At 69.3% G+C, this 22,562-nt stretch carries 31 protein-coding genes; 2 read left to right on the forward strand and 29 right to left on the reverse strand.

From position 1 onward, the window contains the following. Nucleotides 1-10 precede the first annotated feature (10 nt). Nucleotides 11-868, forward strand: coding sequence for a hypothetical protein (locus G4X40_RS02365; protein WP_277829912.1), 858 nt, complete (start codon nt 11-13; stop codon nt 866-868). An 18-nt stretch (nt 869-886) separates the two neighbouring features. Here the strand turns inward: G4X40_RS02365 and G4X40_RS02370 are convergent, their stop codons facing one another. The 16 genes from G4X40_RS02370 to G4X40_RS02445 form a co-directional block, all read right to left on the reverse strand. Continuing rightward, complete coding sequence (locus G4X40_RS02370) at nt 887-1,108, reverse strand: hypothetical protein (protein WP_277829913.1); 222 nt, start codon at nt 1,106-1,108, stop codon at nt 887-889. Between the two features lie 2 nt (nt 1,109-1,110). After that, nucleotides 1,111-3,150 carry a hypothetical protein gene (locus G4X40_RS02375; protein ID WP_277829915.1) on the reverse strand — a complete coding sequence of 680 codons (2,040 nt, stop codon included), beginning with the start codon at nt 3,148-3,150 and terminating at the stop codon, nt 1,111-1,113. After that, nucleotides 3,150-3,440, reverse strand: coding sequence for a hypothetical protein (locus G4X40_RS02380; protein WP_277829916.1), 291 nt, complete (start codon nt 3,438-3,440; stop codon nt 3,150-3,152). Before G4X40_RS02380 ends, G4X40_RS02375 begins: the two co-directional genes overlap by 1 nt. A 98-nt stretch (nt 3,441-3,538) precedes the next feature. Continuing rightward, entirely contained in the window at nt 3,539-4,894 is a 1,356-nt protein-coding gene (glmM, locus tag G4X40_RS02385; RefSeq protein ID WP_277829918.1) for a phosphoglucosamine mutase, read from the reverse strand. 152 nt (nt 4,895-5,046) lie between these two features. Next, entirely contained in the window at nt 5,047-5,547 is a 501-nt protein-coding gene (gene rpsI, locus G4X40_RS02390) for a 30S ribosomal protein S9 (protein ID WP_277829919.1), read from the reverse strand. Further along, nucleotides 5,544-5,987, reverse strand: a complete 444-nt coding sequence (gene rplM, locus G4X40_RS02395) for a 50S ribosomal protein L13 (protein ID WP_277829921.1) — start codon at nt 5,985-5,987, stop codon at nt 5,544-5,546. Before rplM ends, rpsI begins: the two co-directional genes overlap by 4 nt. A 564-nt stretch (nt 5,988-6,551) precedes the next feature. After that, nucleotides 6,552-8,120, reverse strand: a complete 1,569-nt coding sequence (locus G4X40_RS02400) for a type VII secretion-associated protein (protein WP_277829922.1) — start codon at nt 8,118-8,120, stop codon at nt 6,552-6,554. Nucleotides 8,121-8,170: 50 nt separating this feature from the next. Continuing rightward, a complete protein-coding gene (gene truA / locus G4X40_RS02405) occupies nt 8,171-8,992 on the reverse strand; it encodes a tRNA pseudouridine(38-40) synthase TruA (RefSeq protein WP_277831226.1) in 822 nt (273 codons plus the stop codon). 69 nt (nt 8,993-9,061) lie between these two features. Then, nucleotides 9,062-9,601, reverse strand: a complete 540-nt coding sequence (gene rplQ / locus G4X40_RS02410) for a 50S ribosomal protein L17 (RefSeq protein ID WP_277829923.1) — start codon at nt 9,599-9,601, stop codon at nt 9,062-9,064. Nucleotides 9,602-9,646: 45 nt separating this feature from the next. After that, on the reverse strand, nt 9,647-10,705 hold the full coding sequence (locus tag G4X40_RS02415) for a DNA-directed RNA polymerase subunit alpha (RefSeq protein WP_277829925.1): 1,059 nt from the start codon (nt 10,703-10,705) through the stop codon (nt 9,647-9,649). Nucleotides 10,706-10,806: 101 nt separating this feature from the next. Continuing rightward, the gene (gene rpsD / locus G4X40_RS02420) at nt 10,807-11,412 is read right to left on the reverse strand and encodes a 30S ribosomal protein S4 (protein WP_277829926.1); all 606 of its coding nucleotides are present in this window, start codon (nt 11,410-11,412) and stop codon (nt 10,807-10,809) included. 22 nt (nt 11,413-11,434) lie between these two features. Continuing rightward, nucleotides 11,435-11,842: a 30S ribosomal protein S11 gene (gene rpsK / locus G4X40_RS02425; RefSeq protein ID WP_277829927.1), complete on the reverse strand. Its 408-nt coding sequence runs from the start codon at nt 11,840-11,842 to the stop codon at nt 11,435-11,437. A gap of 3 nt (nt 11,843-11,845) precedes the next feature. After that, nucleotides 11,846-12,223 (reverse strand): 30S ribosomal protein S13, encoded by a 378-nt coding sequence (rpsM, locus tag G4X40_RS02430; RefSeq protein WP_277829929.1) that lies wholly within the window; start codon nt 12,221-12,223, stop codon nt 11,846-11,848. Nucleotides 12,224-12,432: 209 nt separating this feature from the next. Next, a complete protein-coding gene (rpmJ, locus tag G4X40_RS02435) occupies nt 12,433-12,546 on the reverse strand; it encodes a 50S ribosomal protein L36 (protein WP_003938068.1) in 114 nt (37 codons plus the stop codon). Between the two features lie 76 nt (nt 12,547-12,622). Further along, a complete protein-coding gene (infA, locus tag G4X40_RS02440; protein ID WP_003418601.1) occupies nt 12,623-12,844 on the reverse strand; it encodes a translation initiation factor IF-1 in 222 nt (73 codons plus the stop codon). A gap of 210 nt (nt 12,845-13,054) precedes the next feature. Continuing rightward, the gene (locus G4X40_RS02445) at nt 13,055-13,894 is read right to left on the reverse strand and encodes an LLM class F420-dependent oxidoreductase (protein WP_408642096.1); all 840 of its coding nucleotides are present in this window, start codon (nt 13,892-13,894) and stop codon (nt 13,055-13,057) included. 81 nt (nt 13,895-13,975) lie between these two features. On the opposite strand from G4X40_RS02445, the gene dtd reads away from it, so the two are divergent. Beyond that, on the forward strand, nt 13,976-14,410 hold the full coding sequence (dtd, locus tag G4X40_RS02450; RefSeq protein WP_277829936.1) for a D-aminoacyl-tRNA deacylase: 435 nt from the start codon (nt 13,976-13,978) through the stop codon (nt 14,408-14,410). Between the two features lie 42 nt (nt 14,411-14,452). On the opposite strand, the gene map is transcribed toward dtd, so the two are convergent. The 13 genes from map to G4X40_RS02515 form a co-directional block, all read right to left on the reverse strand. Continuing rightward, on the reverse strand, nt 14,453-15,259 hold the full coding sequence (map, locus tag G4X40_RS02455; RefSeq protein WP_408642128.1) for a type I methionyl aminopeptidase: 807 nt from the start codon (nt 15,257-15,259) through the stop codon (nt 14,453-14,455). A gap of 28 nt (nt 15,260-15,287) precedes the next feature. Further along, nucleotides 15,288-15,833 carry an adenylate kinase gene (locus G4X40_RS02460; protein WP_277829939.1) on the reverse strand — a complete coding sequence of 182 codons (546 nt, stop codon included), beginning with the start codon at nt 15,831-15,833 and terminating at the stop codon, nt 15,288-15,290. After that, the gene (gene secY / locus G4X40_RS02465; protein ID WP_277829941.1) at nt 15,830-17,149 is read right to left on the reverse strand and encodes a preprotein translocase subunit SecY; all 1,320 of its coding nucleotides are present in this window, start codon (nt 17,147-17,149) and stop codon (nt 15,830-15,832) included. The genes G4X40_RS02460 and secY overlap by 4 nt, the downstream gene beginning before the upstream one ends. 250 nt (nt 17,150-17,399) lie before the next feature. Beyond that, nucleotides 17,400-17,840: a 50S ribosomal protein L15 gene (gene rplO / locus G4X40_RS02470; RefSeq protein ID WP_277829942.1), complete on the reverse strand. Its 441-nt coding sequence runs from the start codon at nt 17,838-17,840 to the stop codon at nt 17,400-17,402. A gap of 2 nt (nt 17,841-17,842) precedes the next feature. Then, nucleotides 17,843-18,022 carry a 50S ribosomal protein L30 gene (gene rpmD / locus G4X40_RS02475; RefSeq protein WP_277829944.1) on the reverse strand — a complete coding sequence of 60 codons (180 nt, stop codon included), beginning with the start codon at nt 18,020-18,022 and terminating at the stop codon, nt 17,843-17,845. A 2-nt stretch (nt 18,023-18,024) separates the two neighbouring features. Further along, nucleotides 18,025-18,666 (reverse strand): 30S ribosomal protein S5, encoded by a 642-nt coding sequence (gene rpsE / locus G4X40_RS02480; protein WP_277829946.1) that lies wholly within the window; start codon nt 18,664-18,666, stop codon nt 18,025-18,027. Between the two features lie 31 nt (nt 18,667-18,697). Further along, nucleotides 18,698-19,105 carry a 50S ribosomal protein L18 gene (rplR, locus tag G4X40_RS02485; RefSeq protein ID WP_277829948.1) on the reverse strand — a complete coding sequence of 136 codons (408 nt, stop codon included), beginning with the start codon at nt 19,103-19,105 and terminating at the stop codon, nt 18,698-18,700. A gap of 1 nt (nt 19,106) precedes the next feature. Continuing rightward, nucleotides 19,107-19,646 carry a 50S ribosomal protein L6 gene (gene rplF / locus G4X40_RS02490; protein WP_277829950.1) on the reverse strand — a complete coding sequence of 180 codons (540 nt, stop codon included), beginning with the start codon at nt 19,644-19,646 and terminating at the stop codon, nt 19,107-19,109. Nucleotides 19,647-19,658: 12 nt separating this feature from the next. Then, nucleotides 19,659-20,057 (reverse strand): 30S ribosomal protein S8, encoded by a 399-nt coding sequence (rpsH, locus tag G4X40_RS02495; RefSeq protein WP_277829952.1) that lies wholly within the window; start codon nt 20,055-20,057, stop codon nt 19,659-19,661. A gap of 283 nt (nt 20,058-20,340) precedes the next feature. Further along, complete coding sequence (locus G4X40_RS02500; RefSeq protein WP_277829954.1) at nt 20,341-20,685, reverse strand: YbaB/EbfC family nucleoid-associated protein; 345 nt, start codon at nt 20,683-20,685, stop codon at nt 20,341-20,343. A gap of 9 nt (nt 20,686-20,694) precedes the next feature. Continuing rightward, nucleotides 20,695-21,030: a hypothetical protein gene (locus tag G4X40_RS02505; protein ID WP_277829955.1), complete on the reverse strand. Its 336-nt coding sequence runs from the start codon at nt 21,028-21,030 to the stop codon at nt 20,695-20,697. Beyond that, nucleotides 21,027-22,280 carry a WXG100-like domain-containing protein gene (locus tag G4X40_RS02510; RefSeq protein WP_277829957.1) on the reverse strand — a complete coding sequence of 418 codons (1,254 nt, stop codon included), beginning with the start codon at nt 22,278-22,280 and terminating at the stop codon, nt 21,027-21,029. Before G4X40_RS02510 ends, G4X40_RS02505 begins: the two co-directional genes overlap by 4 nt. Beyond that, a complete protein-coding gene (locus G4X40_RS02515; protein WP_277831228.1) occupies nt 22,277-22,534 on the reverse strand; it encodes a WXG100 family type VII secretion target in 258 nt (85 codons plus the stop codon). Before G4X40_RS02515 ends, G4X40_RS02510 begins: the two co-directional genes overlap by 4 nt. Between the last annotated feature and the right edge of the window lie 28 nt (nt 22,535-22,562).

A 22,562-nucleotide genomic window follows, 5' to 3' on the forward strand; every position in this document is an offset into this window, starting at 1 on the left:
CGGTCAACCCGTGGCGCCCAAACTCAGCACTCTGGTCAGCCGGTTGTCCCGACGCGGTCCACACAGGGTGCTGCGCGGCGACCTGGCGTTCGCGGGTCTACCCGGCATCGTGTGCACCCCGCAGGAGGGTCTGGGCCTGCCGGCGGTCGCGTTCGGCCACGGCTGGATGACCCGGCCCGTCGGCTACCTGCAGACCCTCGCGCACCTGGCATCGTGGGGCATCGTCGCTGCGGCCCCGGCCACGCAGTGCGGGCCGGTCCCGTCACACCTGGCGTTGGCCTCCGATCTGTCCACCACCCTCGACATCTGCACCGGTGTCCGGCTCGGTCCCGGCGAGATCAGCGTGCACCCGGACCGGCTCGCGCTCGCCGGCCACGGGATGGGTGCGGGGGCCGCGGTCCTCACCGCCGCCCGCCGCCCCGTCTCCGCAGTCGTCCCCATGTTCCCGGCCCCGACCACTCCCCGCGCCTCGACGGTCGCCGCGTCACTGTCGACGCCGGCGCTGATCCTCGCGTCGCCGTCGTCGCTGACCGCGCTCGACTCCGACGCGGTGGCATTGGCCTCGGCGTGGGGCGGCGCGGTCGACGGCAAGCCTGCCCTGCTGCGCACGCTCGCCAAGTCCGACGAGGGCGGTCTGGTCGAGGGCCGGCGCGCGCTGAAATACGTCGGGCTACCCGGCACCGACCGCGGTACACAGCGCCTGGCGCGGGTGCTGCTGACCGGGTTCCTGCTGTACCACCTGACCGACGACAAGGACTACGCCCCGTTCGCCGATCCGGACGTCGTGCTTCCGAAGACCCACCCCGTCGATCTGGACACCGCCACGATCGAGCCAGGAGATCAGCTCGCAGAGTTGCTCGGCCGCTGACGCACGGCCCGGCCCTCCTCACCAGCTGTTGCGCAACCAACGACGCCCCCGGAGCGGTTCGTCGTCCGAGCAGGGCTCCGGCACGAAACGATCCACGTCCGGCACGCCGGGGTCGGGGTCGCCGGCCATCTCACGCGCCCGGTCCTCCTCGGCGAGCTGCCCCAGCAGTCGGTCGACGGCCGCGCGGTGGTCGCGGCGGATGCGGTCGAAGTCGGCGTGCACGGCGTCGGGGTCCATCACGTTCACTCCCAGGACTCGGCGAGCCGGGCGCCGGTGTCGTCGGGTACCGACGGGGCCGTGACCGGCGTCGGCGCCGCGGGCTCTTCCGGTTCGAGATTCACAGGCGTGGGCTGTCCGACTGGCAGGGGCTCGTCGGCCGGGTCGGCTGCCGGCCGGTCCACCATGTCGAGCGGGCCCTCGTGCGGCGCTCCCCCGTCTGGCGGTGCGTCGGAGGACGCCGTCGGTGACGCGCTCGGATCCGTCTGCGGCGCGGCCGTGTCCGGGGTGATCACTGCCGACTCGTCCGGCGGAGGCGTCACGGTATCGCCGGTCACCTCTGTGTCAGCGGTCGTCTCCGTACCGCCCGCCGCCTCGGTGCCGCCGGCCGTCTCGGCACCGGCGACCGGATCCGACGTCGTAGGCGCCGGATCGTGGGAGCCGCCCGAAGGTCGGTCGGGTTCGCCGGGCTCCATCTCGGTCAGCTGCGGGACCCCGTCGGGCCCGATCGTCACCGCGTAGCCGTGCGGTTGCCCGTCCGGACCGGTCACCTCCAACGACATCGCCGCAGGCGACAACTCGAGTGCCACCGTGAAATCCCCCATCACCACCGGCACCGCCGGCGGCGCCGGCGGTGCCGGTTCGGGGAACGCCCCGTGCAGCGCGTCCCCCACCTCGTGCAGCGCCTCCCCGACCTCGGTGACGACCCGCACGACCTGGCCACCGAAGTCCCCGACCAGCGCCGACAGGCCCGGGACACCCGCCACTCCGGCCGAAACCGATCCGGGGAGCGCGTTCGGCGCCGCCGCCCGCCAGTCGGCGAGGACCTGCTGCGACTGTCCGAACTGGCCGAGCGCGCCCTGTGTGGGCTCCGCGACGGCGCGTGCCGCGGCAGGTGCTTCGGCTGCGGGCGCCGCCGGTGGGCCGGGTTCACGGACCGGATATCCGGACGCGCCCGCACCGGCCACCGTCGCCGTCTCCAGCGGAGAAGGTGCCCTCATCGTGGGCGGTCCCGCAACGTCCCCTCCGTGGGTGCCCTCGTCACTGCCCGGCCGCGGATAGGGGCCGATGTCGGTCTCGTCGAGCAGGGCGGTCAGCACGCGGAAGGTCTCGCTGACCGCGGCGTCGGCCTGGTCGCACAAGGCCGTGAAGGCGCGGCAGCGCGACTGCACCGACGGCACGAACACCTCGCGCAGCCACCGTTCGCAGGCCGCGCGCACCGCGGCCACCGGTGCCGCGGCGGACACCCCCGGGACCGCCGGTTGCCAGCCCGTCACCGCAGCGGCCGCGGCGTGATCGGGTGCGCCTACGCCGCAGACCGACTCGACCATGAGCGTGATCTGGGCGACGGTGCGGCCGCCGATCTCGCCGCTGCCGAGGCCTGCCGTCATCTCCGCCTTGTCCCGGACCACACTCCACAGCGTGTGGGCGGCGGCGTCCAGGGCATCCGCGCATCGCCGCAGGTGGGCCAGGTCGCATGCGGCCCGGTCGAGGTGGTCGCGCAGCAGGGCCCCGGCCGCATCGACCGCCACACCCCATTGCTCCTCGAGCAGTCGGGCCGACTGTGCCCGTTGCACATCCAGTTGCTCCGCGGCAGCCCGCGCCTGAGCCCGGACCCGCTCGGCATCCGATCCGAGTGCGGCGACGTCCAATCCGCGTTGTTCGTCGAATCGTCGGCGCACGTCCGGATAACCGACACCGATCGGCGCCAGGGCCGCCGCGAGCGGCAGGAACTGCTCGAAGAAGCGCAGTCCGACGGCTCCGGCGTCGAGCATCGCGTCGACCGTCATCCCGGACGCGTGCGCCAAGGCGGCGCGGGCCTGCGCCGACTCGGCGGCGGATCGTGCCGCGGCCAGCGCTTCGTGGTACTCCTGGGCCGGGTCGACCCCTCCCAGGCCCGTCGAACCGATCGGCACCCCGGCCCGCTCGGCCGCCTCGCGCCAGTCGTCACGCTCGCCCGGGTCAGCCCCGAGCACCGCCGCCGTGGCCAGCTGTGACCTGACCGGGGAGGCAACGTCCGGGTCGTCGAGCAGAGTGCGTGGATCCCACCACTGCGGTGCGGACATCACCGGCCCGCCAGGTTCACACGGTTGGTGTCCTCGGCCGCCTCGAACGCGGCGCAGGTGCGGGCCAGGGCATCGGCAGCTGCCCGGGTGGCCTCTGCCCAGGAGTCGAGGCTGTCCGCCAGGCGGCAGAGTCCGGCCCGGACCGCCTCGCCCTGTGCCCGGTGGTCACGGCCCGCCTGCGGACCGCCGAAACTCGGCGCGGACAGCGCCGCGCCGCCGTGCACGAGGGCATCGGCGGACGCGGACAGTCGGCCGCGCACCTCGGCCATGAGCTGTGGATCGATCCGCATGCGGCATCCCCCTGAACTGCGCCGGCCACGTCGTGCGCCGGAGATCGTCGCCGGAAACTCCCCCTGGACCCGGCCCGCGCAGCCTAACGCACCGGACGCTAGACGGACTCGACCAACCCGGCCAGTTCACTCGCCAGCCGCTGTGCCAGTTCGGGCTCGGCCGCCTCGACCATCACCCGGATGAGCTGCTCGGTTCCGGACGGCCGCAACAGGACCCGTCCGCTCTCGCCCAGTTCGGACTCGGCCGCGGCGACCGCGTCGAGCACACGCTGCGACCGCGCGACCTCCGCCTTGTCGCGGACCGGCACGTTGACGAGCACCTGCGGCAGGGTGCGCATCGCCCCGGCGAGGTCCGCGAGCGACTGCCCGGTCTGGGCCATCCGCGCCATCAGCCGCAGCCCGGTCAGCGTGCCGTCGCCGGTGGTGCCGTAGCTGGGCAGCACGACGTGTCCGGACTGCTCACCGCCCAGGCTGAAGGCCCCGGAGCGCAGTTCCTCGAGGACGTAGCGGTCGCCGACCGCGGTGGTGCGCACCGCGATCCCCGCCTCGCGCATCGCGATGTGCAGCCCCAGGTTGCTCATGACCGTGGCGACCAGCGTGTTCTCCGCCAGTTCGCCCGAGTCCCGCATGCCCAGCGCCAGCACCGTCATGATCGCGTCACCGTCGACGACCCGGCCGTCCGCGTCGATGGCCAGGCAGCGGTCGGCGTCGCCGTCGTGCGCGAGTCCCAGGTCCGCACCGTGCTCGACGACCGCCGCGCGCAGGCTCTCCAGGTGAGTCGACCCGCATTCGAGGTTGATGTTCAGTCCGTCGGGCCGGTCGTGGATCGCGATCACCGTCGCACCGGCCGCGCGGTAGGCCCGCGGGGCCGCCAGGTGCGCAGCACCGTGGGCGCAGTCGACGACGACGGTCAACCCGTCCAGCCGCTGATCCGTGACGCCGGACAGGTGTGCCAGGTACCGCTCCAGTGCGTCGTCGGCGTCCCGGACCCGGCCGATGCCAGCCCCGACCGGACGCTCGGCGCGGCGCGCCTCGGCGACCTCGCGACCCAGCAAGGCCTCGATCTGGTCCTCGACGCCGTCGTCGAGCTTGTGTCCGCCGGGGCCGAAGATCTTGATCCCGTTGTCCGGCATGGCATTGTGCGAGGCCGAGATCATCACGCCCAGCGCCGCATCGTAGACGCCGGTGAGATGGGCGACGGCGGGCGTCGGCAGCACACCCAACCGCAGCACGTCGACCCCGCAGGCGGTCAGCCCGGCGGTCACCGCGGCCTCGAGCATCTCGCCGCTGGCCCGGGGGTCACGGCCGACGACCGCGACCGGCTTCGACTCCCTCGCGGCGACCGGTCCGGCGAGGACGGTCGCCGCCGCCTCCGCGATCACCAGTGCCAGTTCCGCGGTGAGCACCGAATTCGCTTCGCCGCGAACACCATCGGTGCCGAACAGTCGTGCCATGAAGCGTGGCCTTTCGTCGGTCGTGGCGAACATCGGTCGCCAGGGGTCGGATCCGGAAAACGCCGGAGCGGGCGTCCGGTGGTGCTGGACGCCCGCTCACGGGTGAACACGGTGCCGCGGTCCGCGCCCAGGGCGGGACCGGCGGCGGCACATCAGCGCTTGGAGTACTGAGATGCCTTGCGGGCCTTCTTCAGACCGTACTTCTTGCGCTCGACCGCGCGCGCATCGCGGGTCAGGAAGCCCGCACGCTTGAGGGCCGGACGGTCCTCGGGGCTGACCTCGATCAGCGCCCGCGCGATGCCCAGACGCAGCGCGCCGGCCTGGCCCGAGGGGCCGCCGCCGACGAGACGCGCATGGATGTCGAAGGACTCGGTGCGCTCGACGGTCACCAGCGGAGCCTTGATCAGCTGCTGGTGCACCTTGTTCGGGAAGTAGTCCTCGAGGGTGCGCCCGTTCAGCGTGAACTGGCCGGTGCCGGAGGTCAGGCGCACGCGCACGACGGCCTCCTTGCGGCGACCGACGGTCTGGATCGGACGGTCGACCACGATCGGGGCGGAGGGGGCCGCGGCGGGGGTGTACTCCTCGACGACCTCGAAGGTCTCCTCGACGACCTCGACGTTGTCGTCGGCGTTGGTCACGTTCTGCTCCGTCACTGGGCCACCTGCTTGATCTCGAACGGAACCGGCTGCTGCGCGGCGTGGGGGTGGTTGGGGCCGGCGTAGACCTTCAGCTTGCCGCTGATGGCGCGCCCGAGCTTGTTGTGCGGGATCATCCCGGTCACGGCCTTCTCGACCAGACGCGCGGGGTTCTTCTCCAGCTCCTCACCGACGGTGCGGGACTTGAGGCCGCCCGGGTGTCCGGAGTGCGAGTACAGGAGCTTGCCATCGCGCTTGTTGCCGCTGATCGCAACCTTCTCGGCGTTGACGATGACGACGAAGTCGCCGCCGTCCACGTTGGGGGCATAGGTGGGCTTGTGCTTGCCGCGCAGCAGGTTCGCTGCCTGCACGGCGAGGCGGCCGAGCACCACATCGGTGGCGTCGATGACGTACCAGCTGTGGGTGACGTCACCCGCCTTGGGGCTGTACGTAGGCACAGTTCTTCCTCGTCTGTTCGTCCAACTGCCGGCCCGGCGCGACGGAAGGGCCATCCCCGGCGGCCAGTGGAGACCCGGGACCCTGCTCACATCGACCGGCGCAGACCGACCGGTGTTCCGCACACCAGCGCTCAACGGTACCGGGTGGCGTGGCCGCCAGTCAAAACGACGCGTCTCGCCGAGGGCGGCACCACCTGGGCGGATGCCCGTCGGGCGGTCCGTCCACCGATCGCCGACCACCCTGGCCCCGGCCGGCCCGGCGCCCCGGGATCGGATCACTCCGAAACAGTGCCCGCCTCGGAAACAGAGAATGCGCGGGCACCGGAGCCCTCCCCTCCGATGCCCGCGCGGCCCCTGCGGAAAGGCGCGGCCCACGGTGTCCCCTCACCGGGCAATGCGGTCCCCGACGCTGCACTGCCCACATCGCGGGGCCCGCGCCTCTCCGTCCCCCGCGGGAAGGTTCCCCGTTCCTTCCCGACAACTACTTGGACGCGGGTCCACACCGGTTCGGTTCCCACGAGTTCCAGATTTTTTCCGGGCGGCCGGCACCCGGCCCGCGCCGGGTCAGGCGGGATTGACGTGCAGCGTGCGAATCGCCTGGTCACAGACATCGGCGACGCGGTCCGGGTGCATCTCGGAGGGCTCACAACCCACACTGATCTGCAGCCCGTCGAGGACGAGCACACGCCAGTGCACCGTCGAACCGGACGCGGTGTGCTCGCGGTACGCGATGACGTCCCGCCCCGCGTATTCCGCGTAGGGATCGAAGCCGTCGAAGCTCGTCGGCCCGCGATCGGCGATGGTGCGGCGCAACTGGGCGGCGACCTCGTCCTGGCCCGCCCCGTAGGCCACCGGGTTCTGGACGAGCATCAGCCGGGAACCGTCGGGGCCCTCCACCCGCACGCGAGATCCCCGCCCGACCGCCTCCCGATCGGTCTCCCACCAGGACTTCGGGACCTGCAGACTCACCCGATGGTCCGTCACGGTCCGCGCCTGCGGCGTCGACGTCGACGGCGACGGCGACGGACGCGCGGCGGACGATCCCTGGACTGTGCTCGGCAGCGGAACCGCACTGGAGCCGCGGATCGGCGTCTGCGCGGTCGCGGTCGGCACCTCCGTGACAGCAGGTTCCGCCGTGACGGCGTCGTTCGACCGAGGCCATATCAGCCAGGCCCCGGCCACTGCGATCACCAGGAGCGCGGCCGCGAGCGCCGCCAGTTTGCGACCCGACGCCCGCCGAGGGGCCGGCGGGCCGTCCGCGTCGGCCTCCGCGGGCGGTGGGCCGGGACGGACGTCCACCCGGGCCCGCTCCACCGCCGGGTCGACGACACCGGCTCGATTCGCCGCCGCCTCCGCGCCCGCCTCGACCTGCGCCACGTCGGGTCCGACCCGCTCGGCTCCGCGCAGCGCGGCGTCCGGCGCGGCGACATCCACCACCCCGGTGAGTCCGCGCTCGCGAAGCGCCCATTCGAACTGCAGGCTCTCTGGCGCAGTACCGGCGACCAGGACCTCCGAGACCGCCCAGTCACCCTCGACGACCGCGCCGACCAGATCCGCCGCCCGCGCCGCACCGTCGGGCCGGTCCAGGTCCTGCGGCAGCAACTCCGCGTCGAGCGCGCAACCGCGTACGCGCCCGCCCGCGACCAGGGTGGTCGCAGATCCCAGCGGTCCGGATTCCAGGACGACGGCACGGTCGCCACCCGGGCCGGACCCCGCCCACACCGCGACCGCCGTCTCCACCAGCACGAGGCGTGGCGCCACGCCCTCGGCGCACGAACGCAGCCGCGCCCGACGGCGCGACCCCCAGTGCGACGGCACCGTGAGCACCAACAGGTCGGCGCCACTCGGGCACACGCGGCCCACTCCGTCGCGGAGCAGCCCGGTCACCAGGTCGTCCACGGCGACCAGTCGGCCCGCGAGCACCAGCGCGGCGTCGTCGATCCAGGCCAGGGGGTAGGGCTCGACACGACGCGGCCGACGCCCCGCCGCCGCGACCGCGTCGTCGCCGTATCGGATGCCGCCGGGAACCGGATCCCAGGTGTCGACGTAGACGGCGGCCGGGCCCCGGTAGGTGCGCGCGTCGCACCGCGCGCCGATCGCGGCGACCGTCAGGTCGACGACGACTGTCGTCATGCCGTCCCCCTCGCCACTGTCCTCGCCGCCGGTGCCCCCGTGCGGCTCCCCTAGCAACAGCCGTCGCTTCCCGGCTCGATCGCCGCCCGCACGTCCATCGTCCGCCGGTTCCGCGCGGCCAGATCCTCGTCGGCCGGATAGTCGACGCCGGCCAGGCTCAGCCCGTGCGCGGGTGCGACGGTGACCGCGCTGGAGCGGACCCGCTCGTCCAGCAGTCGGCTCGCCCACTCGGGCGTGCGCCGTCCCTCGCCGACCGCCAGCATGGCGCCGACCAGGCTGCGCACCATCGACCAGCAAAAGGCATCCGCACTCACATGTGCGGTCAGCGTGTCGGTCTCGGTCCGCTCCCAATCGAAGCGTTGCAGTTCGCGGACGGTCGTCGCACCGTCACGACGGCGACAGAAGGCGGCGAAGTCGTGCAGGCCCAGCAGGCTCGCCGACGCGGCGCGCATGGCATCGACGTCGAGCCGCTGCGGCCAGGCGACGGTGTCGCGGGCGCGGACCGGGTCGGCGCCGTACGGCGCGGTCGCGATCCGGTAGGCGTAGTGCCGCCGGATCGCGGAGAAACGGGCGTCGAAATCGGGATGCGCCGTGGTGACGTGCTTGATCCGCACATCGGTGGGCAGGAAGCGGGACAGCCTGCGCACCAGCCGGCCGGGCTCGGTGGGCACAGCCTCCACGGGAAGGTCCAGGTGGGCGACCTGACCGGAGGCGTGCACGCCGGCATCGGTCCGGCCGGCAACGGTCAGATGGGCGGGAACACGCAGGATCGTGCTCAGGGCCTCCTCGAGCACCCCGCAGACCGTGCGGCGGCCGGGCTGTTTGGCCCAGCCGGAGAAGTCGGTGCCGTCGTAGGCGATGTCCAGACGCAAGCGAGCGAGCCCGCCGTCCTCACGGACGACGGGCTCGCTCGACTGGAACTGCTCGGCTGCCAAGGAGGACTAGTCCTTCTTGGCTTCCTCGGCGTCGGCCGCGGTGGCGTTCGTGTCCTCGACTGCGTCGACGACGTCGTCCGCGTTCTCGACCTCGGCCTCGGTGGCCTCGGCCTCGACGGCCGCGACCGGGTTCTCCGCCGACTGCGAGGCGGCGACGCGACGGGCGCGGTCGGCCTCGGAGGTCACGGTCTGCTCCCGCACCAGCTCGATGATCGCCATCGGAGCGTTGTCACCCTTGCGGGGGACGGTCTTGATGATGCGGGTGTAGCCGCCGTTGCGCTCCGCGAAGTGCGGACCGATCTCGGCGAACAGGGTGTGCACGACATCCTTGTCGCGGATGACCTTCATGACCTCACGACGGTGCGCGAGGGTTCCGGCCTTGGCGTGCGTCACCAGCTTCTCGGCGTACGGACGCAGGCGCTTGGCCTTGGCCTCCGTCGTCGTGATCCGGCCGTGCTCGAAGAGCGAGGTGGCCAGGTTGGCCAGAATCGCCTTCTGGTGCGAGGCCGACCCGCCGAGGCGAGCACCCTTGGTGGGCTTGGGCATTGTCTTCTCCAGGTTCTGGGTCCACGGGGTCGGGCCCCGTGCGGATTACAGCTGTTCGGTTTCCGCGTAGTCCTGGTCGGCGTCGCCGCCGTCCGAGGAGTCGGACTCGTCGCTCCACGTGCCCGTCGCGGCGTCATAACCGGCGACGGTGGAGGGGTCGAACCCGGGCGGGCTGTCCTTGAGCGCCAGGCCGAGCGTGTTCAGCTTGACCTTGACCTCGTCGATGGACTTCTGGCCGAAGTTGCGGATGTCGAGCAGATCGGACTCGGTGCGGGCGACGAGCTCCCCGACCGTGTGCACTCCCTCGCGCTTGAGGCAGTTGTACGACCGGACCGTCAGGTCCAGGTCCTCGATCGGCAGTCCGAAGGCGGCGATGTGGTCGGCCTCGGCGGGCGAGGGTCCGATCTCGATGCCTTCTGCTTCGACGTTCAGCTCCTGGGCCAGGCCGAAGAGCTCAACCAGGGTCTTGCCCGCCGAGGCGAGCGCGTCCCGTGCGCTGATGGAGTTCTTGGTCTCCACGTCGAGGATCAGACGGTCGAAGTCCGTGCGCTGCTCGACGCGGGTGGCCTCCACCTTGTACGTCACCTTGAGCACCGGCGAGTAGATCGAGTCGACCGGGATACGGCCGATCTCGGCACCGGTGGCCTTGTTCTGCACGGCGGGGACATAGCCGCGACCGCGCTCTACGACGAGCTCGATCTCCAGCTTGCCCTTGTCGTTCAGGGTCGCGATGTGCAGATCCGGGTTGTGCACGCTCACACCGGCCGGCGGCACGATGTCACCACCGGTGACGGCCCCCGGGCCCTGCTTGCGCACGTACATGGTGACCGGCTCGTCCTCTTCCGAGCTGACCACGAGGCCCTTGAGGTTCAGGATGATGTCGGTGACGTCTTCCTTCACCCCGGGGACGGTGGTGAACTCGTGCAGCACGCCGTCGATGCGGATGCTGGTCACCGCCGCGCCGGGAATCGACGACAGCAGTGTGCGGCGAAGCGAGTTGCCGAGGGTGTACCCGAAGCCAGGCTCGAGCGGCTCGATGACGAACTTCGAGCGGTTGTCCGCGATGACCTCTTCGGTCAGGGTCGGACGCTGAGAAATCAGCATGTGCTTGTCCTCCTGTACGGGCGTCCGCTATTTGACGCCCCTGGTGGCGCCTGAACGCCCGGGTGCCTCCGTGGTCGACGGAGACACCCGAGCCGCAGGCATTACTTCGAGTAGAACTCGACGATGAGCTGTTCCTGCAGCGGGACCTCGATCTGGGCGCGCTCGGGAAGCTGGTGCACGAGCACCCGCATCCGCTGGCCCACGACCTGCAGCCAGCCCGGGATCGGGCGGTCGCCCTGGGTCTCACGGGCGACCTGGAACGGCAGCGTCGGCAGCGACTTCTCCTTGACATCGATGATGTCGTACTGGGAGACGCGGAAGCTGGGGATGTTCACCTTCTGGTTGTTGACCAGGAAGTGCCCGTGGCTGACCAGCTGGCGGGCCTGACGGCGGGTGCGCGCGAGGCCGGCACGGTAGACGACGTTGTCCAGACGCGACTCGAGGATCGTCAGCAGGACCTCACCGGTCTTACCGGGGCGGCCGGCGGCCTCCTGGTAGTAACGGCGGAACTGCTTCTCGAGGATGCCGTACGTGTAGCGGGCCTTCTGCTTCTCCTGCAGCTGCAGGAGGTATTCGCTCTCCTTGATCCGCGCGCGGCCGTGCTGGCCCGGCGGGTAGGGGCGACGCTCGAAGGCCTGGTCGCCTCCGACGAGGTCGACGCGCAGACGACGCGACTTACGGGTGATGGGACCGGTATAGCGAGCCATGTTTCTTTACCTTCCTTTCCCGTTAGACGCGACGCCGCTTGGGCGGACGGCAACCATTGTGCGGCTGCGGGGTGACATCGTTGATCGTGCCGACTTCGAGCCCGGCCGCCTGCAGGGAGCGGATCGCGGTCTCACGACCGGAGCCCGGGCCCTTGACGAACACGTCGACCTTCTTGACGCCGTGCTCCTGCGCCTTGCGGGCAGCGTTCTCGGCGGCCAGCTGAGCGGCGAACGGGGTCGACTTGCGCGAGCCCTTGAACCCGACGTGGCCCGAGGACGCCCAGGAGATGACGTTGCCCTGGGGATCGGTGATCGACACGATCGTGTTGTTGAAGGTGCTCTTGATGTGTGCGGCGCCGTGCGGGATGTTCTTCTTGTCCCTGCGACGGGTGCCCTTCTTCGGGCCGGTTCCGCGTGACTTGGGGGGCATTGCTTACCTGGCCTTCTTCTTGCCGGCGATGGTGCGCTTGGGGCCCTTGCGGGTGCGCGCGTTGGTCTTGGTGCGCTGGCCACGCACGGGCAGGCCACGGCGGTGCCGCAGACCCTGGTAGCAGCCGATTTCGATCTTGCGACGGATGTCGGCCTGCACCTCGCGGCGCAGATCGCCCTCCACCTTCAGCTCGGAGGCCTCGATGTAGTCGCGGAGCTTGGTGAGATCGTCGTCCCCGAGATCCTTGCTGCGCAGGTCCGGGCTGACCCCGGTCGCGTCGAGGATCTCCTTGGAGCGGGTACGGCCGATGCCGTAGATGTAGGTCAGTGCGATCTCCATGCGCTTCTCGCGCGGGAGATCAACACCCATGAGACGTGCCATGTGGCATTCCTTTTCGAGTTCGGAGGTCTGCTCCCAGTCCGCCCCGCCCCCACTCTCATCGAGTGGCCGACGGGCCCCGGCCTCCGGTCCGGGGGTGCACCGCCCGCGAGTCGGGCGGCTGGTGCTGGGAGGTCCACTTCTTGCGTGTCGCGTCGGGCAAGCCGATCACGAGGGTGCTCGGCGCGGCGGAAGCCGGCCGTGGCGGCGATCTAGCCCTGACGCTGCTTGTGACGCAGGTTCTCGCAGATCACCATGACCCGACCGTTGCGGCGGATCACCTTGCACTTCTCGCAGATCTTCTTGACGCTCGGCTGAACCTTCACTGCGTCTGATCTCCTGAGTTCTGCCCGCTCGGACGAGCGGGCATGCTGCTCCCTGGCTGACCAGCCAGGGAAATCTTCACTTGTAGCGGTAGACGATCCGACCACGCGAGAGGTCGTAGGGCGAGAGCTCCACGACCACTCGGTCCTCTGGCAGGATGCGGATGTAGTGCTGCCGCATCTTCCCACTGATGTGGGCGAGAACCTTGTGGCCGTTCTCCAGCTCAATGCGAAACATCGCATTGGGCAAGGGCTCGACAACCCGCCCCTCGACCTCGATGGCTCCGTCTTTCTTGGCCATATCCTCCGCGATCCCGGCGCCGATCCTGGATCGGTTGACCCACAAGAGTCGACGCCTACGCTCGTGTACCGAATACTGGCGCAAAACTCCGCACCGGTGGACGCACGTCTACCGGCACGCAGCACGCACCGATTGACCAGCATACACTGCGCCCACACACCCCTGTCGCCGGTCTCGATCAGCTCCGGCGGTCCGCTCGCGCGGATCCGTTCACGCGTTCTCGACCGCGGCCGCCAGGGCCGTCATCGTCGGCACCGGATCGGCGTCGGCCGGCAGCAGCTGCACCGCCACCTGATCCGCGCCGGCCGCAAGGTGCGCTTCGATCCGCCCGACCACCGCGGCGGCGTCACCGTGTGCGACCAGCGCGTCGACGACCGCATCGGTCCCGCCGTCGGCGAGGTCCTCCTCCGCGAAGCCGAGCCGCTTGAGATTCTCCACGTAGTTGCGCAGTTGCAGATAGGGGTTCGCGACCGCTGCACGGCCGATGTCACGCGCCCGCTGCGCGTCGGTGTCGAGCACCACCTTCTGCTCCGGCGCCAGCAGGGGTTCCGCACCCAGGATCTCGCGGGCGAGCCCCGTGTGCTCGGGAGTGGTGAGGTAGGGATGCGCGCCGGCGCTGCGGCGCGCCGACAGCCGCAGCACACGCGGTCCGAGCGCGGCGAGGACTCGGCGGCCGGCCGGCACCCCGGCCTCGTCCAACCGGTCGAGGTACTCCTCGAGTGCGCGGTACGGGCTGCGGTACTCGGCCTGCGCCTCGGGATGCCCGGCGCCGATCCCGAGCAGGAACCGCCCCGGGTACGCGGCCTCGATCCGGTGGAACGACCGCGCGACCTCGTCGGCGGGGGCCGTCCAGATGTTGACGATGCCGGTGGCCACCTGCAGATGCGTGGTCGCGGCGAGCAGACCGTCCACCACGGCCAGATCCGCGGGCGGAGATCCGCCGAGCCAGAGCGTGCCGACCCCGAGGCGATCGAGCGCCCGCGCCTCCTCCACCGTCACCAACGGATACGGACGCCACACGCCCACGGACTTCATCGTGATCTTGGTCATGGATGGGTCAACCCGAACCCGCCACCGAGGATTCCCCGCCCCGGGTGGCCTGTCGGCGGACCGGCTGGCAGCATCGAACGGATGCGAGTGGTGGTGCAACGCGTGAGCTCGGCATCGGTGCAGGTCGGCGAGGAGATCGTCGCGGCGATCGAACCCGGCGACCGTCAGGGACTGCTGCTACTGGTCGGGGTCACCTACACCGACACCCCCGAGCAGGCCGAAGCCCTGGCGAAGAAGGTCTGGACGCTGCGGATCCTCGACGGCGAACGGTCCGCCGCGGACCTCGATGCGCCCGTCCTGGCCGTCAGCCAGTTCACGCTCTACGCGGATACCGCCAAGGGGCGCAGACCTTCCTGGTCCGCCGCGGCACCCGGTCCCGTCGCCGAGCCGCTGTTCGACCGCTTCTGCGCGCAACTGCGCGCGCTCGGCGCGACGGTGACCACCGGCCGCTTCGGCGCACACATGCAGGTGACGCTGGTCAACGACGGACCGGTCACGATTCTGCTGGAGAACTGACCGTCGGTCGGACGACACCGCGGCGACGCCCGCCCGTCGGGGTCAGAATTCGCCGGCGGGGCGGGGCGTCAACACCCGCGGACCGTCGGCGGTCACCGCGACGGTGTGCTCCCAGTGCGCAGCCTTCGAACCGTCGGTGGTGACCACCGTCCAGTCGTCGTCGAGCACGCGGGTATCGGTGGTGCCGAGGGTGAGCATCGGCTCGATGGCGAGCACCGACCCGATCGTCAGGTACGGACCCTTGCCCGGCGCTCCCTCGTTGGCGAGGAACGGGTCCATGTGCATCTCACGGCCGATCCCGTGACCGCCATAGCCGTCGACGATGCCGTAGGCGCGACCGTGCTCCGCCTCGGCGGCCCGGGTGCCCTGCTCGATCGCATACGAGACATCGGTGAGGCGGTTGCCGTCCACCATCGCCTCGATCCCCGCCCACATCGACAGCTCGGTCGCCTCACTGAGCTGCTGCTCGGCCTCGGTGATCTCGCCGACCCCGAAGGTCCACGCCGAATCACCGTGCCAGCCGTCGAGAATGGCGCCGCAGTCGATCGACACCAGGTCACCGGCGGCCAGGAGCTCACCGGCCGCGGGGATCCCGTGCACCACCCGATCGTTGACCGAGGCGCAGATCGACCCGGTGAACCCGTGATAGCCCAGGAAGGACGGCACGGCACCGGCGTCGCGGATGGTCTGCTCGGCGATACGATCCAACTCGAGCGTGCTCACGCCCGGCACGGCGGCCTTACGCACCGCGACCAGCGCGGCACCGACCACCGCGCCGGCCGCGGCCATCGCGTCCAGCTCGCCGGCGGTACGGAAGGGCACCACCTTGCGTTTACGCAAACCCACTATGCCAATCCCGCCGTCTCGACCGGTACCGCTATTTGCCCAGCGCGGCCATCGCGCGGGCGTTGATCTCGTCGACCTCGCCGACCGCGTCGACGGTGACCAGGATCTTCTTGTAGTGCGTCAGCAGCGGAGCGGTCTCCTCGCGGTAGACCCGCAGGCGGTTGCGGATGACGTCTTCCTTGTCGTCCTCGCGGCCACGGGCCAGCATCCGCTCGACGACGACGTCCTCGGCGATCTGGAACTCGAGCACCGCGTCGAGGCCGGCGTTGAGCTCGCCGAGGATGCCCTCGAGCGCCTCGGCCTGGTCGACCGTGCGGGGGAACCCGTCGAGCAGGAAGCCGTTCGCCGCGTCCGGTTCCGACACGCGCGACTTCACCATCCGGTTGGTCAGCTCACTCGGAACCAGTTCGCCGGCGTCCAGGTAACGCTTCGCCTCGACGCCGAGCGGGGTGCCCTGGCCGATGTTGGCGCGAAACAGGTCACCCGTCGAAATGTGGGGCACGCCCAGCTTCTCGGACAGGATGGCCGCCTGCGTGCCTTTGCCGGCACCGGGCGGACCTAGCAGTACAACTCTCACCGGAGGAACCCTTCGTAGTTTCGCTGCAGCAACTGGCTCTCGATCTGCTTGACCGTATCGAGGCCCACGCCCACCATAATCAGCACCGCGGTACCGCCGAACGGCAGGTTCTGCGCGCCGCCGGAGCTGCCGATGTCCAGGAACAGGTTCGGCAGCACGGCGATCACACCGAGGTAGATCGAGCCGGGCAGCGTGATCCTGCTCAGGACGAAGTTGAGGTAGTCGGCTGTGGGCCGGCCGGGACGGATGCCCGGGATGAAGCCGCCGTACTTCTTCATCTCGTCGGCACGTTCCTCGGTGTTGAACGTGATCGCGACGTAGAAGTACGTGAAGAAGATGATCAAGGCGAAGTAGATCAGGATGTAGACCCAGTTGCCCGGGTTGGCCAGGTACTGGTTGATGATCCGCGTCCACCAGTGGTCACCGTTGCCGCTGTTCGCCGTCAACTGCGAGATCAGCATCGGCAGATACAGCAGCGACGTCGCGAAGATGACCGGGATGACGCCCGCCTGGTTGACCTTCAACGGGATGTAGGTAGACGACCCGCCGTACATCCGGCGCCCGACCATCCGCTTCGCGTACTGCACGGGAATCCGACGCTGGCCCTGCTCGACGAACACCACGCCGATGACGATCAGCAATGCCGCTACGCAGACGAACGTGAACACCAGGCCGCCGCGCGAGTCCAGGATGCCCTTGCCCTCGGCGGGGATGCGCGCCGCGATGCCCATGAAGATCAGCAGCGACATGCCGTTGCCGACACCGCGCTCGGTGATCAGCTCGCCGAACCACATGACCAGCGTCGCGCCCGCGGTCATCACGAGGACGATGACGGCCAGTCCCCAGATCGACTTGTCCGCGAGGATCTGCCGGTCACAGCCCTGCAGCAGCTGGCCGCGTGCGGCCAGCGCCACGAACCCGGTCGCCTGCAGGACCGCCAGCGCGATCGTGAGATACCGGGTGTACTGGGTCATCTTGTTCTGACCCGTCTGACCCTCTTTTTGCAGCTCCTCGAACTTCGGGATGACCACCGTCAGCAGCTGGACGATGATGCTCGCCGTGATGTACGGCATGATGCCGATCGCGAACACCGACAGCTGCAGGAGCGCGCCACCCGAGAACAGGTTGATCAGCGAGTAGACACCGCCGGCGCTACCCCCGAGCGCCTGATCGGCGCAGTACTTGACGTTGGCATAGTCGACGCCCGGCGACGGCAGCGTGGCGCCGAGCCGGTAGAGCACCATGATCCCGAGCGTGAAGAGGATCTTTCGCCGCAGGTCCGGTGTCCTGAAGGCCGATCCGAAGGCGGAAAGCAACGATCCTCCTGGAGGCGCGCGACGACAAGCCGCGCTCGAGCGGACAACTCTGAAACTCTAACAGTGGACGGCGCCGAGGCGGTCGCGGCCATGCGATTTCACAGCCGATCAGCGGGCGTGCAGCCCAGCTCCGGCACAGAAAGTCGCAGGTGGCGGCGCGGTGATCGACCGTCCCTGATACACCGATGGCCGCGGACCGAACCGTTGAGGTTCCGTCCGCGGCCACCGAATGTTCAGCCGGCAGGCTCGATCACAGCTCCGTGGCGGTCCCGCCCGCAGCAGCGATCTTCTCCTTGGCCGACCCGGAGAACTTGTTCACGGTCACGTCGACCTTGACGGTCAGTTCGCCGTCGCCGAGCACCTTGACGAGTTCGTTCTTGCGAACCGCACCGGCGGCCACCAGTTCTGCGACGCCGACCTGTCCACCCTCGGGGAACAGCCGGGCGATGTCGCCGACGTTGATGACCTGGTACTCGGTCCGGAAGGCGTTCTTGAAGCCCTTGAGCTTGGGCAGCCGCATGTGGATCGGCATCTGCCCGCCCTCGAAGGCGGCCGGAACGTTCTTGCGGGCCTTGGTGCCCTTGGTACCGCGACCCGCGGTCTTGCCCTTGGAGCCCTCACCGCGACCCACACGGGTCTTGTCGGTCTTGGCACCCGGGGCCGGACGCAGGTGGTGCAACTTGATGGTCATGGTTAGACCTCCTCAACTGTCACGAGGTGGCGCACCACGTTGATCAGCCCGCGGTTCTGCGCGTTGTCCTCACGGACGACGGACTGGCGGATCTTCCGCAGCCCGAGGGTGCGCATGCTCTCCCGCTGGTTCTGCTTACTACCGATGGTGCTCTTGACCTGGGTGATCTTCAGCTGCGCCATGATCACGCCCCCTGTCCGGCACGCGCCCGGAGCATGGCGGCCGGAGCGACGTCCTCGATCGGCAGACCGCGACGGGCAGCCACCTCTTCCGGACGCTGCAGGCCCTTGAGGGCCGCCACGGTGGCGTGCACCACGTTGATCGCGTTGTCGCTGCCGAGCGACTTGGACAGGATGTCGTGGATACCCGCGCACTCGAGCACGGCACGCACCGCACCACCGGCGATGACTCCGGTACCGGGGCTGGCCGGGCGCAGCAGCACCACGCCGGCAGCCGCCTCACCCTGAACCGGGTGGGTGATGGTGTGGCCGATCAGCGGGACGCGGAAGAAACCCTTGCGAGCCTCCTCGACACCCTTCTGGATGGCCGCGGGAACTTCCTTGGCCTTGCCGTAACCGACGCCGACGAGACCGTTCCCGTCGCCGACGATCACCAGGGCGGTGAAGCTGAACCGACGGCCGCCCTTGACGACCTTGGAGACGCGGTTGATGGCAACCACGCGCTCGATGTGGTTCGACTTCTCCGCGTCACGACCGCCGCGGCGGTCGTCCCGGCGGTCGCGACGATCGCCGCGGCCACCCTCGTTCGAAGGTCCGTTGGCTCCGGCGGGTCCGCTTCCGCCGTCACGCCTTTGACGTCCCGGCATCAGGCATTCCTTCCATTCGTAACATGCAACATCAGAACTTCAACCCGCCTTCGCGAGCGGCGTCCGCGAGCGCGGCGATCCGGCCGTGGTAGTCGTTGCCACCCCGGTCGAACACGACGGCCTCGACACCGGCAGCCTTCGCGCGGGCCGCGATCAGCTCGCCGACCTTCGCGCTGCGGGCCTTCTTGTCGCCGTCGAGCGCACGCACATCGGCCTCGATGGTCGAGGCCGCGGCCAGCGTCTTGCCGGCCAGGTCGTCCACCAACTGCACGTGGATGTGCCGCGAGGAGCGGTTGACCACCAGGCGGGGACGCTCCGGCGTGCCGGAGAGCTTCTTGCGGAGACGGAAGTGCCGGCGGGCGCGAGAGAGGCGCCGTGCGGTGGACACGTCCTTGCCGAGCGGGATCCGCTTGGCCTTCTGGTTCTCGGTCTGGCTCATCTCACTTACCCGTCTTTCCGACCTTGCGACGGACCTGCTCGCCCTCGTAGCGAATGCCCTTGCCCTTGTACGGGTCGGACTTGCGCAGACGACGAATGTTGGCCGCGATCTGGCCGACCTTCTGCTTGTCGATACCCGTGATCGAGAACTTGGTGGGCGACTCGACTGCGAAGGTGATGCCCTCCGGGGCCTCGATCGGCACCGGGTGGCTGTAGCCGAGCGCAAACTCGAGATCCTGGCCCTTGAGCGCGACGCGGTAACCGACGCCGTGGATCTCCATCTTGGTCGTGTAGCCGGCGGTGACACCGGTGATCATGTTCTGCACCAGGGTGCGCGACAGACCGTGCAGCGAACGGCTGCGACGCTCGTCGTTCGGGCGGGTGACCTCGATGGCCCCGCTCTCGCCCTTGGCAACCGAAATCGGCTCCGACACGGTCAGCGCGAGGGTGCCCTTGGGGCCCTTCACCGTGACCTGCCGGCCGTCGATGTTCACGTCAACGCCCGAGGGGACGGTGACCGGAATCTTTCCAATACGTGACATCTCGAACGCCCCTTACCAGACGTAGGCGAGGACTTCCCCGCCCACTCCCTGCTTGGCCGCCTGACGATCGGTGAGCAGGCCGGAAGACGTGGAGATGATCGCCACGCCGAGGCCGCCCAGGACCTTGGGCAGGTTGGTGGACTTCGCGTAGACGCGCAGACCGGGCTTGGAAACCCGGCGCACGCCGGCGATGCTGCGTTCACGGCTGGGGCCGTACTTCAGGTCGATCACGAGGGACTGGCCGACAGCGGCGTCCTCCGCGCGGTAGTCCGCGATGTAGCCCTCGCGCTTGAGGATCTCGGCGATGTTCGACTTGATCTTCGAGTGCGGCATCACGACCTGGTCGTGGTACGCCGAATTGGCGTTTCGCAGACGCGTGAGCATGTCTGCGATGGGGTCGGTCATGGTCATGGGTAGACCTCGACACCTTTCTCGCTGCGGTTCCCATACAGGACGGTCCCCCAGGGGGCGAACGGTCGTGGGCCTACAACAATCGAGCGGCCCGGCCGGCAGTCGCCGACCGGTCTGAGTGCATGTCACCGGGCACAGTGGACCCAAGGCAACCGCTCTAGTGTAGGCAAACGCCCAGCTAGAGCCAAATCGGGGCCGGCCACCCCGGCACACGTCGTCCAACGGGCGGTCGTGCGGGATGCCACGCGGCGTTCGCGGTCACCACGGCCCGTTCGGCGTGTGGTCACTCGACCAGGTCACGAAGGACCGCGATCGATTCCCGGAAAGCCGGATCGTCGGTGAACGGCTTCGCAGCCACCTCGGCCTGGCGCGCCGCGTCCGCCTGCGCTCGTTGAATGGTCTGCAGCATGAGCCGGCCCCATCGGTCGTCACCCAGTCGCAGCGCCTGGGGAGACAAGCGGATGTCCGTGACCGCGCCACGGGCGTCGACCACCACCCCGAGTTCGCCGTTCGGCGAACTACCGCGGACACGGATGCCGTCGAGCGCCAGCTGCAAGGACCTGTGCCGTTGTCGCCATTGCGCAGCAATGTCACGCTGTTCCGCATTCCAGTCGTCGAGATAGCTCATGGCCCGTCCCTACACGTCGTCCGCAACGTATCGATCACCCTTGTCCGTGTTGGCAAGCCAATATCCGCCTCCCTGCGGGTTCCAATTCATCGAGGCGCAGTCAGCAATGACCTGCGCCAAGGTCCCGTCCGAACTGCCTTCCGACAAGAAACCCTCAGGCCCGCCGACGTGACCGGCAACGACCAATCCTTCCGCAAACATCAGCCTGAGCGCATCGGCAACCAGGACACGAAAGTCTGAGTCGCCAGCGGCCTCCCGCGCTTCCCAGATCAAGCTATCGATTGGAACCCAGTCATCAACACCCTCGTCAAGGACGCTTCGGACGATCGTCTCTAAACGGCTCATGGCAAATGCACCTTCAACGGCTTCGCTCCTTCTGGATAAATATCGATGGTCTGGCCGCCAGATCTGGAGCTTGTTCGCCACTGAACGACAGTCCCATCGTCCAGTCTGTTCACCTCTGGGACCTTGTCGCCGCGCGCAGGCAACTTCTGGGCACCTGTGGTCCAGCGATCAAACAGACCTCGCATCTCCTCCTCGCTCGGAGCCTCGCGCACACGTGGGCTCCTCCCGTCTGGCAGTTGTCCAAACTCCCTCTGCCATAGCGCGTCCGGCGGCGACACGGAGTCCCCACCAGTGTTGTCCATCGCGAAGCCCGTCGGATTCCCCTCCAGCAGCGGTTGGATCTGCGTCACCGCTCCGCCGATCGCGACACCAGCTGCCGCCACGGCACCGACCTGGACCACAGCGGCTCCATCCAAGACGACGAGAACTCCGCCCACCGATGCCGCGGCCGAACTTCCTGCGCTGCCGGCGACCAACGCAGCCCCGGTCCCCGCGGGAAAGAAGCCCGCCACGCCCGCTGCGATCAGTCCGACCCCGAGAACACCCGCCAAGATCGCGAGGATCTTACGGTGTGCATCTTCGATTGCCTGCGCCCAACAATCGCATGCGTAGGCGAGGCGCGAGAATTGCGAGGCGATCTCCTCGGCCGCGACACTCACCGAATACATCTGGGCAAGCGCCCGAGGCACCTCGCCGGACTCCAGATCGCCCAACGTGCTCCACGCCCCGCCAGTCGCGGAACTCGCCTCGCGCAAGCCGTTCGCCGCCGTGTTCCAAGCGGTGCCGAGAGCCCTGAGTTTGTCAGGGTTCCCGTTCGGCCAGGTGTGCCCCTGCAACCAGCCGCTGACCAAGCCCCATCCGAACGGAGGATCGGAGTCGCCACCGAACGCACCTTTGAATGCCGGCGCGCTGTACTCGGGTAGCTGCGAAGGGTTCGCATCGGCGGCTTCGGGCGGGTTCTTGTTCGCCTTCTCGGTATTGCTGTGGTTGACGGCCGTGAACGCCAGCAGATCGTGCAATTTGCCGAGTGCATCGACGATGCCTGCACCCGCAGCAACCGCTTCGAACGCCGCCGGATCGTAGCCCTCCGACCACTTCCGACCGGCGCTGTCCGTGCCGGCGCACCCCCAGTTCGAATCGAGGGAGTCACCGAGTGCGTTGACCACGCCCTCTGCGCCGCTGCGGGCCGCTTCGTACAGCTTCGCCGCATCAGACAACGCATCCGAGTCCATCACGATCGGCGCGGTCACGGCCACATCCGCATGTTGTGCTGAACCGTGGCGATGTAGCGCTCCCGCGCCAGCCGAACGGCGAACTCCAGCCCCGACAGCGCCGCTTGCATCTCCCTGATCTCGCGGCACCAGATGTCGTGCTTCTCCTGATGCGCCTCGGCCCCTTCACCGTCCCAACGGACGTGCAGCCCGGCTACCTCTCGTTCCACCTCGGCGACGCTGTCCTCGATACGCTGCCCGATCAGCCTTGCCTTGTCCACCAGCGCCAGGATCTGGTCTGTGTTCGCCGTACCGCGCCAT

This window comes from Speluncibacter jeojiensis, assembly GCF_029589495.1.
GTDB classification, from domain to species: domain Bacteria; phylum Actinomycetota; class Actinomycetes; order Mycobacteriales; family Mycobacteriaceae; genus Speluncibacter; species Speluncibacter jeojiensis.

Coding starts and splice junctions, on each gene's coding strand:
- G4X40_RS02375 (WP_277829915.1), bottom strand. CDS start 3,150: ATGTCCGCACCGCAGTGGTGGGATCCACGCACTCTGCTCGACGACCCG.
- G4X40_RS02380 (WP_277829916.1), bottom strand. CDS start 3,440: ATGCGGATCGATCCACAGCTCATGGCCGAGGTGCGCGGCCGACTGTCC.
- glmM (WP_277829918.1), bottom strand. CDS start 4,894: ATGGCACGACTGTTCGGCACCGATGGTGTTCGCGGCGAAGCGAATTCG.
- G4X40_RS02400 (WP_277829922.1), bottom strand. CDS start 8,120: ATGACGACAGTCGTCGTCGACCTGACGGTCGCCGCGATCGGCGCGCGG.
- rplQ (WP_277829923.1), bottom strand. CDS start 9,601: ATGCCCAAGCCCACCAAGGGTGCTCGCCTCGGCGGGTCGGCCTCGCAC.
- G4X40_RS02415 (WP_277829925.1), bottom strand. CDS start 10,705: ATGCTGATTTCTCAGCGTCCGACCCTGACCGAAGAGGTCATCGCGGAC.
- rpsD (WP_277829926.1), bottom strand. CDS start 11,412: ATGGCTCGCTATACCGGTCCCATCACCCGTAAGTCGCGTCGTCTGCGC.
- rpsK (WP_277829927.1), bottom strand. CDS start 11,842: ATGCCCCCCAAGTCACGCGGAACCGGCCCGAAGAAGGGCACCCGTCGC.
- rpsM (WP_277829929.1), bottom strand. CDS start 12,223: ATGGCACGTCTCATGGGTGTTGATCTCCCGCGCGAGAAGCGCATGGAG.
- infA (WP_003418601.1), bottom strand. CDS start 12,844: ATGGCCAAGAAAGACGGAGCCATCGAGGTCGAGGGGCGGGTTGTCGAG.
- G4X40_RS02445 (WP_408642096.1), bottom strand. CDS start 13,894: ATGACCAAGATCACGATGAAGTCCGTGGGCGTGTGGCGTCCGTATCCG.
- dtd (WP_277829936.1), top strand. CDS start 13,976: ATGCGAGTGGTGGTGCAACGCGTGAGCTCGGCATCGGTGCAGGTCGGC.
- rplO (WP_277829942.1), bottom strand. CDS start 17,840: ATGACCATCAAGTTGCACCACCTGCGTCCGGCCCCGGGTGCCAAGACC.
- rpmD (WP_277829944.1), bottom strand. CDS start 18,022: ATGGCGCAGCTGAAGATCACCCAGGTCAAGAGCACCATCGGTAGTAAG.
- rpsE (WP_277829946.1), bottom strand. CDS start 18,666: ATGCCGGGACGTCAAAGGCGTGACGGCGGAAGCGGACCCGCCGGAGCC.
- rplR (WP_277829948.1), bottom strand. CDS start 19,105: ATGAGCCAGACCGAGAACCAGAAGGCCAAGCGGATCCCGCTCGGCAAG.
- rplF (WP_277829950.1), bottom strand. CDS start 19,646: ATGTCACGTATTGGAAAGATTCCGGTCACCGTCCCCTCGGGCGTTGAC.
- rpsH (WP_277829952.1), bottom strand. CDS start 20,057: ATGACCATGACCGACCCCATCGCAGACATGCTCACGCGTCTGCGAAAC.
- G4X40_RS02500 (WP_277829954.1), bottom strand. CDS start 20,685: ATGAGCTATCTCGACGACTGGAATGCGGAACAGCGTGACATTGCTGCG.
- G4X40_RS02505 (WP_277829955.1), bottom strand. CDS start 21,030: ATGAGCCGTTTAGAGACGATCGTCCGAAGCGTCCTTGACGAGGGTGTT.